This window comes from Filimonas zeae, assembly GCF_014641615.1.
Taxonomy (GTDB): Bacteria; Bacteroidota; Bacteroidia; order Chitinophagales; family Chitinophagaceae; genus Filimonas; species Filimonas zeae.
In genome coordinates this window covers 1,400,823-1,417,251 of sequence record NZ_BMIB01000003.1, presented here as the reverse complement: position 1 = coordinate 1,417,251, position 16,429 = coordinate 1,400,823, and the positions used below count along the sequence as shown (strand labels likewise).

Here is a 16,429-nt window from a genome sequence, read left to right as displayed (position 1 = left end):
AAATGAAAAAGAGCGTATTTAAGCAGGGCTGTATGCTGGCGGTGGCACTGATAGGTTATACCGCAGTAACCGCACAACAGAAAAACTTAAAGGTTACGGGCAATATCACCGGCCTTACCGGAAAAGTATATCTGGCTAACTATACCGGCGAAAAACCGGTGCTGGATTCAGTAATAATTAACAACGGCATATTTGCTTTTGAAAAGCCGCTGCAGGATGCAGATTTTTTTGTACTGCAGTTTCCGGGCGATCGTGCCCGCCTGTCGTTATTTACAGAGCCGGGTGTTACCACAGCGGTTACCGGTAGCAGCGATAGCCTTAACCACCTGCGGGTAGCCGGCGGCCCTGCGCAGAAGCAGTATGAACAATGGAAAAACGTATGGGGTACCATTACGGCCACAGCTGGCACGCTGTACCGCAAATCGGATGCTGCGGAAAAAGAAAAAGACACCACCGTTAAAGCACAGATGAAAGCCGAAGTAAAAGAAGGTTTTGCTGCGCTGGACCAGACGCTTTACCTGGCGGTAGATTCCTTTGTAAAAGCGCACCCTGCCTCACCCGTATCGGCCTATATTATCTATGAGCGCTTTGTAGGGTATCCTTACCCGGAAAATGCGGCAAAGCAATATGCGCAACTGTCACCCGCTGCCAAAGCTTCGCTGTACGGAAGAAAAATTGAAGAATCGCGTAAGATTGACGCCAGAACCGCTATTGGAGTAAAGCCGCAGTTTACACAGCCGGATACCCTGGGCAAACTGGTGAAGGTATCTGACTTTAAGGGCAAGTATGTACTGATTGACTTCTGGGCCAGCTGGTGCGGACCCTGCCGCAAAGAAAACCCCAATGTGGTGGCTGCCTACAAAAAGTACCACGACAAAGGATTTGAAATACTGAGCGTATCGCTGGATGATAAAAAAGAAGCCTGGTTAAACGCCGTGCATAAAGATGGCTTAACCTGGACGCATGTATCAGACCTGAAAGGCTGGAAGAATGAAGCTGCCACAGCGTTTGGCGTTAAGTCGGTGCCTACCAGCCTGTTACTGGATAAAAATGGGGTAGTGGTGGCCCGTAACCTGCGTGGGGAAGAATTACATACCACGTTGGAAAAACTGTTGAAATAGACAGTGGTATTCCCCGTTTTTCTGATTTCAGCTCATTTTGGGTACCAAACCCTGTTTTTTTGTGTACGAAATCCGTTGTTGGAACAACTATTTTTTTAAATTTGATTACCAACACTGATATAGGTTTCTATATATATTCGTTTTTTCGGAAACGGGGAAAAATGATCCTGTTCATTCATGAACGGGATTTTTTATGTATAAAGCAGTATGTGCTGCTTACATAATGTAATGATTTTTAGGTGGGCTTACCTCTGGTATTGTGGCTTCACCCAGTAGTTGCCTTATATTCTTTTCTATTTGTTCAGCAATATGTGTAACCGGTACATCGCTTGGCCGGTTCCGGAAGGGGTCCTGCAAATGAAAGGCAATCTTTTCTATAAAAAAAAAGCCTGCGGAAATAAGAAGTAACAGCGGTACTACCAGCAGGTTGCTGATGTCTTTTAAAGAAATAGCCAGGGTGATAATAAAAAGATAAATAATAAAATGAAGCACCAGCCGGTAGGTTGAAGGAAAAATGGTACGGTTAATTCTTTCTACACCGCCCATAGAATCAGTGAGGCGTCCTATGGTTTCCTGTATATGAATATGTGCAAGTACGTCAATTGCATTGTTCCGGCGCAGGCGCTGCAGGTCACGCGCATTTAATTGCATAATAGCCAGTGGGTGATGGGCTTGCAGGATAACCCCTTTTTGTTCGGAGCCGGAAAGCAGATGGTCTGTGTTTTTTAGTGTTTGCAGCCCTCGTAACGATCTGCCCAGTGCATAACACCAGGCAATGTGGCGGTAGGCTATTTTTTTTACAGCAAGCTGTTGGTCAACCGGCATAAAAGACTGTAGCTGAATTATCAATGTTCTGGAGTCGTTTACAATAGAGCCCCATAATTTACGGCCTTCCCACCAACGATCATAACTCTGGTTCATTTTAAAAGAAAGCAATACAGATATAGAGGTGCCAAGGAAGGCAGGTATGCCCAAAGGCATAACAGGTAAATCGTCGGTAAACCAAACAGCCAGAAAGCGGGTGCCCATTCCGGCCAGCAGCGCAATTATCAACTCGTATTTAATAATGTCCAGTAAATATTTAGCAGGTATTCTATGTTCCAGTATCATAACAATATTATATTCATATCCACTTTTAATCTGATGCGCCGGTATAACAATGCCTGTGGTAAAGCGTTTTGATTATTGTTACAGGTGTTCAAGTGCATTCACGTGTTTGTTTTTCATTTGCTTAAAAAAAGAGGGTGTTAGGCCGGTTACTTTTTTAAACTGGTTAGATAACTGCGCAACGCTGCTGTAATGAAGCTTTTCTGCAATCTGTGTAAGATTTAACTCATTGTATACCAATAGTTCTTTTGCGCGTTCAATTTTATGCGCAATAATAAAATTGCCAATGGTTGTCCCCCTTACTTCCGAAAACAGATTAGATAGGTAATTGTAATCGTAATGGAGTTTTTCACTTAAAAAAACAGAGAAATTCTGAACCGGAGGCTCTTCACTGTAGTGGACCATTTCAATAATAATATTCTTTATTTTTTCAATAAGAATGCTTTTACGGTCTTCCAGTAATTCTAAACCTGATCTTAACAGCGTAGCTGCAAGCGTTTTCAGTTGCGGGGCAGATAACTCTTCTTCTATATCCACTTCTCCCAACTCCAGAACAGTAAAGTGTAGTTGCATGTTTTCCAACGCTGATTTTACAATCAGTTTGTACCTGAAACTCACCATGTTTTTAATCACTAATTTCATTTTTCACAGAGGGGAATTTATGTAATGTAACCTATTTCACTCAGTAGTATGTTAAAATAATACCATAAATACATAATCAGTAAAATTTATAACTTATCTGCACGGAGATGAACCATAACCTTCTCTTAACAAACCGGAGCTACCTTTATGCAATGTTGCATACCACTACTATTCCGCAGGAAGCCTTTGAAACGGCTGTAACCACCTGGTGGGATAAACTGCTGGGCATTGCGGTGGCGAAAACCAATAAGCAGGATGGATTTGATCTGGTGCAGGATGTGTTACTGGCTGCCTGGGAAAAATGGGAGGAATTGCCTAAAGATGAAACCCTGGAGTTTTATTTGCTACACGCTTTAAAACTGCGCATATTTAATTATTACCGCAGCACCACCCGCTACCAGCAACGTTTGCTGAAGCTGGAGTTGCTGCTGGATTCTTCTATAGAACAGGAAGATGCCATGGCAGGTGAAAACCTGCATGCCTTTCGCGAAGCACTTTTGCAGGAGGCGTTGGCTACGCTGCCTCCACACCAGCAGCAATTGTTTACCCTTCGCGTACATCATCAGTACTCTTATCAGCAAATTGCTTCCATGCTGAATATTGCCCCAGCCAGCGCACGTGTATTGTATGCCCGCGCACTGGAACAGATTAAAAGGCATATCAGAACTAACCCCGCCGCTTCTGAAAGCATTCTTTCTGCATTGGTGTTGTTTACAATTTGTTAACCTACGCCGTGGTTGACATTTTCAAATGGCCGGTTATTATATGGGTATATGGCACACGACAATCCATCCAGGGCACAGGCCTTATTACAGAAGTTTGAAAGCGGCACCTGCACGCCGGAAGAGCTGGCTATTCTGGAACAATGGTATACTACGCTGGAGGAAGATAACCCGGTGAAGCTGTCTGCACAGCAAACATTGCAATACAGGCAGGCATTTCTGCATATATTCCGTAACAGCCTGCAACAGCAGCAACCTGCACCGCCTCCTGTTATACACAAACGGGTACATATTATTCCATGGCTGGCCGCGGCCTGCCTGCTGTTGCTGGCGGGTATAGGTTATCAATGGCTGCTGCACCCACCGGTAATACCTGTGCCTGCCGGTAAATTGCATACGGTGGCTAATACTACAGCGCATGTTAAAAGAGTGGTACTGGCAGATAGCTCAGTGGTATGGCTAAATGCTCATGCTACTTTAAGCTGGATGGATAATGAAACGAATGCCCGCTGGGTTACCCTGAGCGGAGAAGGCTATTTTGAAGTACGCACCACCGCACAGCAGCCCTTTACAGTAAATACCCGCCATATGCAGATAACGGTGCTGGGTACTGCTTTTAACATAGAAGCTTATGAAGCGGAAAAAATGACCCGCGTAGCACTGCTGAATGGCAGTGTGCGTTTGCATAACCCGGCCGATGACAGCCGCACACTGCTGAAACCCGGACAACTGGCTACATTGGCTGCCGGTAAACCTTTGGCAGTAACGGCTGCGGATACCGATAGAATGGCCAGCTGGACAAACGGTGGTTTTGTGGTAAACAACATACCGGTTAAGGATGCCATTGCCCGCTTGTGCCAACGCAACGGCTGTACACTACAGTGGAAGAATACAAAAGACATTCACAAGATCATCTCCGCGTCTTTTATGCGCGAAAACTTTGAGCAGTCGCTCGCCAATCTCTGTTACCTCAGCCACAAACAATACAAGCGCCAGGGCAACCACGTCACTATCTACTAAACATAAAAAAGGGGTGCTGCAAACACCCCTTCCGGTAAAAACCTTTAAAACAAATGAAGATCAAAATTAGGCTTTTCAGGTCATACCCGTTCCCCTCCGGGTGTGTCCTTTTTCCTGTGCGGCAACTGTTGCTGGCGGGTTGCGTACTGCTTTCTGTAATAACAGGCTTTGGGCAGCAGGCAGGCATGGCCCGTAAAGTGAAGGTGGATGGCACCCCTGCCACACTTTCTAAAGTATTGGATGCATTGGATGAGCAGAGCGATTACTCCTTTAATTACATCCGGGAAGACTTTGACAAAATTGTGGTGAAGGGGGTGAACATTAACAACATTACCCTGCATGATGCTTTGCAACTGCTGAATAAAAAAGCAGGCATTGAATACACTGTAAGCGGCGGTACGGTATTGTTTCGCAAAGCAACACCGGTAATAGCTGCGCCTAAAAAAGACCCCGGTAAAATAACCGGTAAAATACTGGATGAAGAAAACGGCTTACCTGTAGTGGGTGCTACTATTACTATCAACGGCAATATTGTGCTATCAGATACAGAAGGTGAGTTTGTACTGGCTTTAACGCAGGGCAGTTACACTGCTACCGTAAGCTTTGTAGGTTATGGCAGCAAAGAAGTAAGCGGTATACAGGTAAAAGACAATGCCCTTACACCACTGGCCATTACCCTTAAAAGAGAAAAGGGGCAGCTGGCAGGCATTGTGGTAAAATCTTCTGCCCGCAAAGAAAGCATTGCGGCCCTGTTTGTGCGTCAGAAGAATGCCGCCGGTTTGTCTGATGGTATTTCTGCAGAACAGATCAGCGCCACGCCTGACAAACATATAGGAGAAACCTTAAAACGTATTACCGGTTTAAGTACCAACGATAACCGTAAGGTAGTGGTACGTGGTATTGCAGAAAGGTATAACGTGGCTATGCTCAATGGCAGTACGCTACCCAGTACCGATATACAGGAGCGTGATTTTGAATTCAACCTTATACCCTCCAACCTGGTAGAAAGTGTGGTGGTATCCAAGTCCTCCACGCCGGATATGCCGGGCTTTGCGGGCGGTCTGGTACAAATCAATACCAAATCAGTACCCACCACCAATTTCACTACTATCAGTGCGGGTTTGTCTTTTAATACCCGTACGGTTGGCAACGATTTTTTAGGCCAGCAGCGTGGTAAATATGATTACCTGGGCTTTGACGATGGAAAGCGGGATCATTTTCCGGATAACCTGTTGCCACTTACCGGAAACTACGACCCCCGCAGCAATCCCAGCCAGAATCAGTTCACAGCCGCACAGGTAGCAGAACAAAACAAACGTATTGGCGGTACGGAACGCTTAGGTACCCGCGCGTACAAGGCTATGCCTTCACAAAACTACCAGTTTAGCATAGGACGTTATTATTCGCTCAACAAAACGAAAGTGCGTACACTTGGGTTTGTGGGTTCTCTTTCTTACCGTAATACACAGAGCAATGATTATATAGCCAATATGCGCCGTGGCAACTGGAGCCGGCAACCTTCAAAAATAGACGATCCGGAAGATGTAAATACGGGCAATATTTATGGCTTTAATACTACCTGGGGCGTAATGCTGAATGGTGGTTTTAAAACTGCCAAACACCAGATCAGCACGTATAACCTGTATACCCGAATTTTCGACGACCGGTTTAACCGTATTAAGGGTTGGACACATGAAAACCCCAAAGGCCCGGATGTAACACCCATTATGGAAGAAGATGACCGACCTGAGTTCAGCGATCTGGTGCAGAATAAAATTGCCGGCGAACATCAGCTGGGGCGTTTTAAACTGGAATGGGATGCTGCGCGTACACACCTGCACACATTGGAGCAGGATGCTTTTTCTTCCCGTCTGGGCGTTCAGTCATACGCCAATCTGCTGCCCGTATTCCAATACGGTCCGCAACAGGCTTCCGAACCTGGTTTTGGAGATGTGCACAGAGATCAATACAGTTACAAAGAGCGCAACCTGGCTGCTGATATAAGCCTGGCTTACGATCTGAAGCTGGGTAAAACCAGTCATGTTTTTAAAACAGGGTTTAATATAGTATCCAAACATGCCTCGTATGATTGGGTAATTTTACCTATTGTTACTGTAGATGGCTTTAGTAAATTTTATAGTGAAATGCCTATTCAGGAATGGGGCAACCATATGACAATGGAAAATCCCATGAAGGATATTTTCTATAATCCCGGTACGGTTTCCATCAATTATTTTGAAGGAAAAAGCATTAACCGTAGTGCCTTTGTAATGTTCGATAGCAAAGTGTTGCCTAACCTTCGGTTAGTGGGCGGTGTGCGGGCAGAATATTTCAGAAGCGATACGCTGGGAAACAGCGCCAGTCTGCTACAGGACAGGAATTACAAATTATATATGGATGATTCGGTGCGTACCTGGTGGCTACCGTCCTTAAACATTACCTATACTCCTTTGTCTGATTTTAATATCCGCGCTTCTTATTCGGAATCAGTGGTAAGGCCTGGTTTAATGGAGAATGCGCGGTTTGCCCGTTGTAACCCTGGTTTTGGTACTATTTTAAGAAGCCGTGGTGTGGTGAGTACCCATATTAAAAACTACGATGCCAAACTGGAATGGTTTCCCTGCGCCGGTGAAATTATGTCGGTAGCTTATTTTTATAAGTACTTTGATAAGCCTGCTGAGTACTATGCTTATGACCCCGCCAACACAGCAAAGTATGATGTGCTTATTACCAATTCAGACTGGGCTAAAGTACGTGGATGGGAATTTGAGGTACGTTAAAACCTGGAGTTTCTTCATGAAGGCAGCGGCATTTTAAAAGAGATGTACCTGAGTGGTAACCTTACGCTGCAGCAATCTGAAGTACGCGCCCGGCAAAAGTATATCAAAACCTTTCCGGATGGCAGAGATTCGGTATACTTCGCCTATCTTAAGTATCCCCGCGCGCTGTATGGTCAGGTGCCTGTATTATACAACCTGGGTGCCATGTATACCGGCAAACGGTTGGGGGTAAGCATTAATTATAACCATTCGGGTTACAAAACATTTACCACGGGTGATGATCCTAACTTTGTGGAGTACGAACGGCCCCGTTCGCAGCTGGATGCACAGATTACTTACAAATTGCTGAATGGCAAACTGGAAGCGAAACTGAATATGAGTAATCTTACAGATGCACCCTTCCGCTTTTTTATCAACGATCAGTCTACCATGGATCAGAAAGTAATACCTCCTGGTGTGGAAGCGCCTGAGTTTAGCGACAGGTATCAGTATAAAGAAGGCTTCAGCGAAAAGTACGAAGCGGGGTATGCCGGAAAAGATGGTCGCCCGGTTGGAGACAGGAATAGCTTTACCCGCTATGTGGGCCGCACGTTTAGTTTTACGCTTTCTTATCATTTCTAATGTTTAAAACAAATTATTATGCGAATAATAGCAGGTAAGTGGTATGTATTGCCACTGTTAATAGCACTACTGTCATCCTGTACAAAGGGAGGAGATACCTTGTCAAAGCCTATAATGTCCGGAGCCTTTGAATGGCTCCGGACATTATAATTCATCCACGCTAATGGCTGGTTTGAACATCTTGCGGAACATGCCGGGTTTCCCAATAGCAGGAATAGGAATACCGGCTTTATAGGCTATTCTTCTTCATCTTCGTTGGTTTCGGAAGCGGCTTCGTAATTGATAGATTCTGCTATAACGCTCAGGTTTTCGTCTGTTTGTTTTTCCTCGGCCAGTGTTTGTGCCAGAAGGCTGGCTGCTTCACCCAGATTCAATACAGTTGCCAACTGCGCCAGTGCACCGTAAGTAGCTATTTCGTAGTGTTCTATTTTTTGCGAGGCCAGTATAATACCTGCATCGCGGGTAGAGGAACCTTTCTGTGTGTTTTCAATAATAGAGGCGCCTTCCAGTGCCAGGCCTTCCATCGCTTCACATTTCACGGCTCTTGGTTTTTCTTCCAGCAAACCAAATACCTGTTCCAGCCGCGTTACATGCGTTTTGGTTACTTCCAGGTGCTCACCAATGGCGGTAGCCAGTTGCTCGCTGGTAGCGGCTTTCTGCATTTTAGGCAATGTTTTTACCAGGTGTTTTTCGGCCCAGTAAATATCTTTAATCTCATCTTTAAATAGTTCCAGTAAAGCCGGTTCTATTTCTTTTGGCTGTGCCTGGTTATGGGCGGCAATCGGGCGTTTTTGGGTATTGGATGCTTTTGACATATTTTATTATTTAACAGTATGAGCGAATAACCGTGCCAGCAAACAGAATGATAGCCAGGGCAGTAACGTGCTGATTTAGTGGAGGTGTTGGGTGCATACAATATCAGTATGTTTTGCTTTGGGTACCAAAGGGGGCAGCGGCAGGCGGGGTTGTATTGTAATGAGGTAAATAGTGCCCCTTTCCGCTATTCCGTTCTAAGCAGAATGTTTACAATATATAATGACTTTTTTTAACAATCGCTTCCGGCTTTGCTGCTTCGCCCAGCAGTTGCCGTATGTTTTTTTCTATGGTTTCTGCAATATCGGTAACCGGTACATCGCTTGGCCGGTTGCGGAAGGGGGCCTGTAAATGAAACGCAATTTTTTCAATAAAAAAGAAGCCGGCAGAAATAAGGAGCAGCAGTGGTACTACCAATAGATTGCTGACGTTTTTCAGAGAAATAGCCAGTGTGATAATAAACAGGTAAATAATAAAATGCAATACCAGCCGGTAGGTAGAAGGAAAGATAGTACGGTTAATTCTTTCCACACCACCCATAGAATCTGTAAGGCGTGTTAATGTTTCCTGAATATGAATATGCCCGAATGCATCAATAGCTTTATGCGAGCGCAGGCTTTGCAGGGCACGGGCATTCAGCTGCATAATTGCCAGCGGATGATGGGAGTGTTGGGCAATGGCTTTTTGCTCGGTAGGAGTAAGCAGGTGGTTTGTGTTATCCAGTGCAGCCTGCCCGCGTAATGATTTGCCCAGTGCATAACACCAGGCTATCTGGCGGTAAGCCATTTTTTGGATAGCGGGGGCCTGATCGGTACTTACAAACGATTGCAGTTGTAGTATCAGACTTCTGGAGTCGTTTACAATTGCGCCCCATAGTTTCCGGGCTTCCCACCACCGGTCGTAACTCTGGTTCATTTTAAAAGAAAGCAGTACAGAAATGGAGGTGCCCAGAAAGGCAGGTATAGCCAGTGGCATCAGCGGTACGTCATCTGTAAAAATACCCGCCAGTAAACGGGTGCCCATTCCGGCCAGTAATGCTATAATCAACTCGTATTTAATAATATCCAGTAAGTATTTTGCAGGTATTCTGTGTTCCAGTATCATAATGTTGTATGGCAGTTAAAATGCCTCTCCCAGGTTTAGCATAATATTGCTGTACCCTTTACTAAATCCGTAATCAATTCCAATATTGGTATTGGAGCCTTTGTTAAACTTAACCCTAAGGCCTGCACCTGCCGCCGGGTGCCAGGCTGCCCCGAATTTTCCAGCACCGCTAACCGTATTGGCGTTGGCAAACACCACAAAGCCAAACAGGCCGTTGTTTGTAATATCCCGGCGGTATTCACTTTCAAGGTACAGCAACGATTTGCCGCGGTACCGGTTTTGATCTATACCACGGGCAGAGCGGTTATAAGGGTCCCACCCGGTACTGGGCAAATCCAGGTAAGGGGTGTTGCCAAAGGCTGTCCATAGGTAGCTCCAGAAGGCGATCATGTTTTGCTGGCGGGGCCTGGCTTTGTTTAACGATACATATTTTCGCAGATCCAGGTACACCGATTGCCAGTTGTTATTGCTGCCCAGAAAAGTGGGGTTAATGCGGTACACCAGGTTGGCATAAGCGCCGGGTAAGGGGTTAATGGCATTATTACGTGTGTCGTACAGCAGGTTACCGCTTATGCCGGACGAAAATGACCGCCTGTTTAACCCGTAATTATACTTTGTAAACGCTGTTAAGTCTATAACGGGGTTATCGCTTGCGATATTAAACCGGTAGTCCAGATGGTATCCCAAACCCGCAAACAGGTAGGGTTTAATACGCTTAAGTGCACTCTGGTAAAAGCGGATGTATTTATAGTTCACCAATACCCGGTTCTCATAATCCCCTTTTATATTGCCCAGGCCCCAGGTGTATTGCGGGTATACCATAAAACGGGTATCGCCCTGTATAGTCCAGGTATTATCCGGTAGCCATATACTGGTACGTAAGGGCAGGCCAAAACGTCCTTTAAAGTTCCAGTAAGGTGCAAATGAGGCAGTGGATATATAGGTAGTACGGCGGGGCCCCAGGTATATACCTGCCGTGGTGCTGGTAATTAAGGCACGGCCGGTACCACCGGGCAAGGTGCCGCCAAAAGGCAGTATAGAAAAATAAATTCTTTTGCCTTCCTGATTTCTGGGTTTTTGCGGGCTGATATGAAACAGCTTTTTGGCCACATCTATCAGATCGGTTTGCCGGGCGGTGTCTTTATTCTGCTTATTCTGTGGCATCATGTTAGACGTGCTTTGTGCAGCTAACGTGCAGGGGCACAGGCAACATGCCAGCAGCAGGTATTGGTAACTAGTATTCATAACCGCTTTTAATAATGGTAGAAATCATTTTAAACTGCTCTGCGGCATTGAAGCTGTGTGGCTGGTGCGCGGGAATTACAATGCCTTCACCCAGTCTGAGATTGTACCTTTTGTCATTAATTACTATCTGGGCCGTGCCGTCTATAATCTGAATAAAGGTGTCGAAAGGGATGGTTTTTACAGACATTTCCTCGCCCGTATCCACGGAGGTAGCTGTAACGTTACCGGTTGTTTTTTTAATAATGGTTTTTGTTACAACTGAATTGGGCACATATTCAATAATTTCCACAATAATGTGTGGAACCTCTTTTTCCAGTTCCTGATTGTCTGCTTGAGTACTCATAGTATTGGGGTGGTGTTTTATATAGTTAATTACAGGTCTTCCAGCGCAATAAGGCGTTTGTTTTTCATTTGTTTAAAAAAAGACGGTGTTAAGCCGGTTACTTTTTTAAACTGGTTAGACAAATGCGATACACTGCTGTAATGAAGTTTTTCTGCAATTTGTGTAAGGCTCAGTTCATTGTATACCAGCAATTCCTTTGCCCTTTCTATTTTATGGGCAATAATAAAGTTGCCAATGGTGGTGCCTTTTACTTCTGAAAACAGGGTGGAGAGGTAGTTGTAATCGTAGTGGAGTTTTTTACTCAGAAAAACGGAGAAATTTTGTACAGGAGGGTCCTCGCTGTAATGAATCATTTCAATAACAATATTCTTGATTTTTTCAATGAGAATGCTTTTCCGGTCTTCCAGTAGTTCAAGCCCCGATTTTAATAAGCGAGCTGCCAGCGCATCGCGTTGTTGTGCAGATAACTCGTCTTCTACTTCTACCTCTCCCAGTTCCAAAATAGTAAAATGAATGTTGAGATGTTCCAACTCAGATTTCACAATCAGCTTGCATCTGACACTCACCATGTTTTTGATCACTAGTTTCATTTTGCACAGAAGGGCTCTTTGTAAGATAAGTTATTTCATTCAGTATTGAAGTAAAATGGTGCCATAAAGCAGAAACAATGAATGTTACAACTTATTACAGGAAGGATGTAACGCCTGGGCTGTGGTAATGGTTAGTTTTGTATGTGCTCTTTCATAGATAGTACGTTGTTTTCACGCCTGAGGGGGTTTGAAAGCCTGATAAGGTCTTTGCTGGTCAAAGGCCTTATCTTTTTTATAACCAACGCTGTGCATTTGCCAATGCGGTTGCTGAGGGCGTATGCAATACGCGGTTTTGGGTTGCAGGGTCCGGAATATCCCAGAGTCCAGACCGGTGCCAGGGTGTTAAATGATCCCAGTCAGGACGGTCGATGGCAGGGTACCAGCAAATGCCCCAGAGTGGAATTTCATGTTGTAGTATTTTGTTACATTCTGTGGCAATAAAGGTTATCCATTGGGGGCGATCCTCTTCAGGATGACTGGTTTCGCTGAGTACCAAAGGGCGTTGATACCGGGCATAAGCCGCCGTCAGCAGGCTGCTTAGAGGCAACCATCTGTTGTCTGTATCCCGGTTTAACCAGGAGATGGGTTCAAACGAATCGCTGACCCACTGGTTGTTATAATAAAAATTCAATCCCAGCATGTCCAGATAGTCGCTCCGGCCACCCAGTTCCGGGCACATACGGCCGCATAATATATCTGTTACCTGAAACTGTGCTTCATGTTGTAACTGAGCCCTTTGCTGCTGTTCGTCTGTAGCATCGGGCGGCGGAACAATATTGATCAATGGTTCCGTGGTAAGTATACGGATATTGGGATCACATTGCCGGAGTGTTTCCACGCCCTGAATATAAGCCCTCATTAATTCGTATTTTACCTCCCATCCATTGTGCCTGCAATACGGGCTGGTGCCTGCTACGTCACCTCCCAGCCAGGAGATAAAGCCTACTTCATTTATGGGCGTTACAATAAGTGTTCCTGTAGGTTGTATCAATCTGTAAAACGCAACAAAAGCCTGGCAAAGGGCACAGAACCGTGCGGTAAAATGCGGGTGTAAGGGCGTAAGGTCGTCAGGATATCCAAAATGACACAAGTCCCATATCACCTGAATGTTATGGGCTGCGGCAGATTCCACCATATTCCTTACCGATGCAAAGTTATATTGATAGGGGTGTGTTTCTACCTGGCTCCACCGGATGCCCTCTCTTATTGTGCGTATCTCAAACTGCTTCAGGTTCTGATAATCCTCATCCAGTTTTTCCAGATGTCCGGTTATGTGTAAAAAGTCAACCCGGTTGCCAAACGCATTTAACTGATCTGTACATTCAAAGCCGGCCATCCAGAACGATTGAAAGGGATTATGCATATACGTCTTTAACGGGTTGCTGTATAAAAGGAATTTTTTTGTACATCGCTTTTTTAATGTGCAATTGCATGTCGCTTACGGTAATATCCCAGGAAGTATCTGCCAGAAAGGCGTCTGTCTTTAGCAGCCGGCTGTGTTGGTCTTTTGCTGAAAGGCGCGCGGCTGCCAGGATAACAAATTCTTCCGGTGTATGGGCTATGTCTACCAGGCCCAGCTTTTCATAGGGGTTAATTACATCCTGTATAGCGGTTGAAATAACCGGTTTGCCTGCTGCCAGGTACTCCGGCGTTTTGGTAGGGCTTATAAACCGGGTAGATTCGTTTAAGGCAAATACAATCATGGCTACATCCCATCCGCTTAAATAAGCGGGTAATTCACTGTAAGGCTTTGCACCCAGGTAATGTATATTTTTCTGCCTGGGTAAACTATCAGTGTCTATTTTTACTACAGGGCCTATTATCACCAGTTGCCATTCGGGCCTGGCAATTGCAATGGCATTCACCAGTTCTTTATCAAACCGCTCATCCAGTACCCCGTAAAATCCCAGCCGCGGGTGTGGAATGCTTGCCTGGTCTGCAGGCTCTGTGTCAGCGGTACGTGCCTTTTTAAAATGCAGTTTATCAATACTGCTGGGAAAGGGGTGAATGTTCAGGTGCCGGGCTTTTTTAGCTTCATACAAACTGTATCCGCCGGTAAATACAATATCTGCCCTGCGCATCAGCTGTTGTTCCAGTTGTTTCAGTGCGGGCGGGGCAAATTTAAACGCACTTAATTCATCCATACAATCATACACCACCAGAGCGGGCTGTAACAAAGTGGTCAGTGGCAATGCCATAGGTGTATAAAACCAGCACAGATAATCTACCACGGTGTGCTGTAGTAGCAGCTCCTGTAACAATGGTAATTGCCGGGCGTTTATTACGTTTTCCGGGTCGCTGCTATGCAGCAAATGCGGCGTAATTACATATACTTTTTCGCGCATCGTTATCCTGAGTGTATCGGCATATGCGTGATATACCGGTTCTTCGATGTAAAATACCCGCGTAGTATCGGCAAACCGAGACATCAGGTGTTGTGGGCGCTGGTAAACAAAATCCCATCTTAAATGGGAGAAGCAGAGAATGTCCATTGATAAAAAAAATTTGATAGGTGACGTATAATGAAAATGTCCACATTTCTGCGGACATTTTACTGGCAAAAGGTTAAGAGGCAGAGGTGGCGTGTGTAAGGCATAACAATAATTTATTTTTATTGTCAAATAATCATGCCACCATGTTGCAACAGCATTGCTTACGGTAAAACTGGCTTGTGGGTAGTAAATAGGGCAGTAAACGGCCGGGCTGCCTTCCTTTAACGGGTAATGCCCTATTTATTACCGGTTGCCCTATCATGCTTGTTTATGCTTTTTTTAACAAAACAATTTTCACTTCTTTATTCCCGTGTATTATTTTGGCTGTAGTATATCCAATGTCCTGAATTTTATTTCAATCCATTAAACAGGACACCCCTATGCAAAATGATCCTTGCTGCGTATTTATTAGCACAAAATCTGCTATTACGCAGCTGCACAATGTTGTTTTTACTAAGCTAAAACCAGCCTTTATCGGGCCTCATTTATCCTGCTGCCTAACGGGATATTTTCATTCGGCCACTGCCTATTGCTCTACTTTTTTACGGGAAATGGAACAGGAACAAACGGTAGAACGTTTTAAAGACACCGTAAACCAGGCGCGGAATGCGCTTTGTGTTATGTTAAACCAACTGTATGCCTACCGGCAGCAGCCAGATACAGCACAGGATTGTGTAGACTTTTATTGTACCTGTGGCGGGTTGGTACGTGAAGCTATGGATGAGGTAGAACTTTGCTGGACCAACCTTTGCACAGAGGAATGCCGTATTCCGGATGAGTATCTGCATCATGTACGGCCTATGTTAAAAGAGAAACTGAGTACGTTTAAAAGAAATCTGTACAAGTCGGATGTAAGCCAGGCGTTGGCCCTTATAATAGTGGAGCCGGTAAGCCGGTTTGTAGAACTGGCAGATACGCGTAGCATTACTATATATGATATGATTTATATGGAAAAGCTGCTGGCTGCGCTGGAAGAATGGGGTAATAGCGGCCCTTTGTCGGAAGATAGCCTCAATAACCTGATGCTGGAAGTGAATTTTAACGCGGAAGAGTTTATTGAGTATTATTACTCCAGCCAGCAACAGCAGCTAAAAAAGCAGCAAAGTGTTGCAGATAAACTGATGTTTCTGGAGCAATTGGCCGAAAAACTGTTTCGTCATATGTTGGCAGAAAAGCCCCCCAGATGGCGGGGGCGGCCTGCGGTAGCAGAAAGTATGATGAAATGGGTTGCGCCGGAGTGGCGGCGTAGAAATCAGCAGGCTATGTTACCGGAAAACAATGGCAGCCATGCGGCTGCTACAGCATCCAAACGTGCAAAAGCTAATTTCAGGCTGCAGTTTACAGATGAACCTTCGGTTATCAGCGCTGCTATACACATGATACACGATTCTGGTATAGCCAAAGGGCCTTTAAGGGGTTGGTTTGAGCATTTGGCGGAGCATGCTGAATTTCCCAACGGTAGTAATATGAATGCCGAATACCTGATGAAGGCAGGCAGAAAGTATCAGGATAAGGCGCATGAGCGGTTGTTAATGAAGTATCTGCCCAGTTGGTACACCCTTGCGGGAGGAAAACTGCCCGGTAAGCGCAGCTGAAATCCTTTTCCAGTAGGCATTTGCGCGTAAAAAAGGATATGGAAGGATATGAGGGGGCAGAAATAAGAATATATAAGTGTGTTGTAAACCAATGCAATGTGTCTGCTGCGGTTCTTTAGCACAGATAGCGCAAATAAATATGTAAAAAATCTTCCCACGCCCGTGCTGTATTACAGCCGTATCCGGGGCTTATCCACGTTGTTTACGTAATTATTTCTTCGTCATTTTACAGTG

15 protein-coding genes are annotated in these 16,429 nt (G+C 45.1%); 6 read left to right on the top strand and 9 right to left on the bottom strand.

The window, feature by feature from the left end:
• Positions 1 to 2: 2 nt before the first annotated feature.
• A complete protein-coding gene (locus IEY13_RS18735; RefSeq protein WP_188954946.1) occupies positions 3 to 1,121 on the top strand; it encodes a TlpA disulfide reductase family protein in 1,119 nt (372 codons plus the stop codon).
• 216 nt (positions 1,122 to 1,337) lie between these two features.
• Here the strand turns inward: IEY13_RS18735 and IEY13_RS18730 are convergent, their stop codons facing one another.
• Together IEY13_RS18730 and IEY13_RS18725 are read right to left on the bottom strand one after the other, a co-directional pair.
• Positions 1,338 to 2,231: a bestrophin family protein gene (locus tag IEY13_RS18730; RefSeq protein WP_188954944.1), complete on the bottom strand. Its 894-nt coding sequence runs from the start codon at positions 2,229 to 2,231 to the stop codon at positions 1,338 to 1,340.
• Positions 2,232 to 2,309: 78 nt separating this feature from the next.
• Entirely contained in the window at positions 2,310 to 2,870 is a 561-nt protein-coding gene (locus IEY13_RS18725; RefSeq protein WP_188954942.1) for a helix-turn-helix domain-containing protein, read from the bottom strand.
• A gap of 152 nt (positions 2,871 to 3,022) precedes the next feature.
• On the opposite strand from IEY13_RS18725, the gene IEY13_RS18720 reads away from it, so the two are divergent.
• The 4 genes from IEY13_RS18720 to IEY13_RS18705 are packed head-to-tail and all read left to right on the top strand — an operon-like array spanning position 3,023 to position 8,013.
• A complete protein-coding gene (locus tag IEY13_RS18720; protein ID WP_188954940.1) occupies positions 3,023 to 3,595 on the top strand; it encodes an RNA polymerase sigma factor in 573 nt (190 codons plus the stop codon).
• A 48-nt stretch (positions 3,596 to 3,643) separates the two neighbouring features.
• Positions 3,644 to 4,612, top strand: a complete 969-nt coding sequence (locus tag IEY13_RS18715) for a FecR family protein (RefSeq protein WP_188954938.1) — start codon at positions 3,644 to 3,646, stop codon at positions 4,610 to 4,612.
• Between the two features lie 53 nt (positions 4,613 to 4,665).
• Complete coding sequence (locus IEY13_RS18710) at positions 4,666 to 7,392, top strand: TonB-dependent receptor (RefSeq protein ID WP_188954936.1); 2,727 nt, start codon at positions 4,666 to 4,668, stop codon at positions 7,390 to 7,392.
• Between the two features lie 42 nt (positions 7,393 to 7,434).
• Positions 7,435 to 8,013, top strand: coding sequence for a hypothetical protein (locus IEY13_RS18705; protein WP_188954934.1), 579 nt, complete (start codon positions 7,435 to 7,437; stop codon positions 8,011 to 8,013).
• A gap of 236 nt (positions 8,014 to 8,249) precedes the next feature.
• Here IEY13_RS18705 and IEY13_RS18700 read toward each other — a convergent pair whose 3' ends face one another.
• The 7 genes from IEY13_RS18700 to IEY13_RS18670 form a co-directional block, all read right to left on the bottom strand.
• Positions 8,250 to 8,828, bottom strand: coding sequence for a YciE/YciF ferroxidase family protein (locus tag IEY13_RS18700; RefSeq protein ID WP_188954932.1), 579 nt, complete (start codon positions 8,826 to 8,828; stop codon positions 8,250 to 8,252).
• Positions 8,829 to 9,036: 208 nt separating this feature from the next.
• Positions 9,037 to 9,930: a bestrophin family protein gene (locus IEY13_RS18695; protein WP_188954930.1), complete on the bottom strand. Its 894-nt coding sequence runs from the start codon at positions 9,928 to 9,930 to the stop codon at positions 9,037 to 9,039.
• 15 nt (positions 9,931 to 9,945) lie between these two features.
• Positions 9,946 to 11,175 carry a BamA/TamA family outer membrane protein gene (locus IEY13_RS18690; protein ID WP_188954928.1) on the bottom strand — a complete coding sequence of 410 codons (1,230 nt, stop codon included), beginning with the start codon at positions 11,173 to 11,175 and terminating at the stop codon, positions 9,946 to 9,948.
• Positions 11,165 to 11,518 carry a cupin domain-containing protein gene (locus tag IEY13_RS18685; RefSeq protein ID WP_188954927.1) on the bottom strand — a complete coding sequence of 118 codons (354 nt, stop codon included), beginning with the start codon at positions 11,516 to 11,518 and terminating at the stop codon, positions 11,165 to 11,167. The genes IEY13_RS18690 and IEY13_RS18685 overlap by 11 nt, the downstream gene beginning before the upstream one ends.
• Positions 11,519 to 11,547: 29 nt before the next feature.
• Positions 11,548 to 12,108 (bottom strand): helix-turn-helix domain-containing protein, encoded by a 561-nt coding sequence (locus IEY13_RS18680; protein ID WP_188954925.1) that lies wholly within the window; start codon positions 12,106 to 12,108, stop codon positions 11,548 to 11,550.
• A gap of 232 nt (positions 12,109 to 12,340) precedes the next feature.
• Positions 12,341 to 13,471 (bottom strand): amine oxidase, encoded by a 1,131-nt coding sequence (locus IEY13_RS18675; RefSeq protein ID WP_188954923.1) that lies wholly within the window; start codon positions 13,469 to 13,471, stop codon positions 12,341 to 12,343.
• Complete coding sequence (locus IEY13_RS18670; protein WP_188954921.1) at positions 13,464 to 14,600, bottom strand: glycosyltransferase family 1 protein; 1,137 nt, start codon at positions 14,598 to 14,600, stop codon at positions 13,464 to 13,466. Before IEY13_RS18670 ends, IEY13_RS18675 begins: the two co-directional genes overlap by 8 nt.
• A 551-nt stretch (positions 14,601 to 15,151) precedes the next feature.
• On the opposite strand from IEY13_RS18670, the gene IEY13_RS18665 reads away from it, so the two are divergent.
• Positions 15,152 to 16,195: a hypothetical protein gene (locus IEY13_RS18665; protein WP_188954919.1), complete on the top strand. Its 1,044-nt coding sequence runs from the start codon at positions 15,152 to 15,154 to the stop codon at positions 16,193 to 16,195.
• The last annotated feature ends 234 nt before the right edge of the window (positions 16,196 to 16,429 follow it).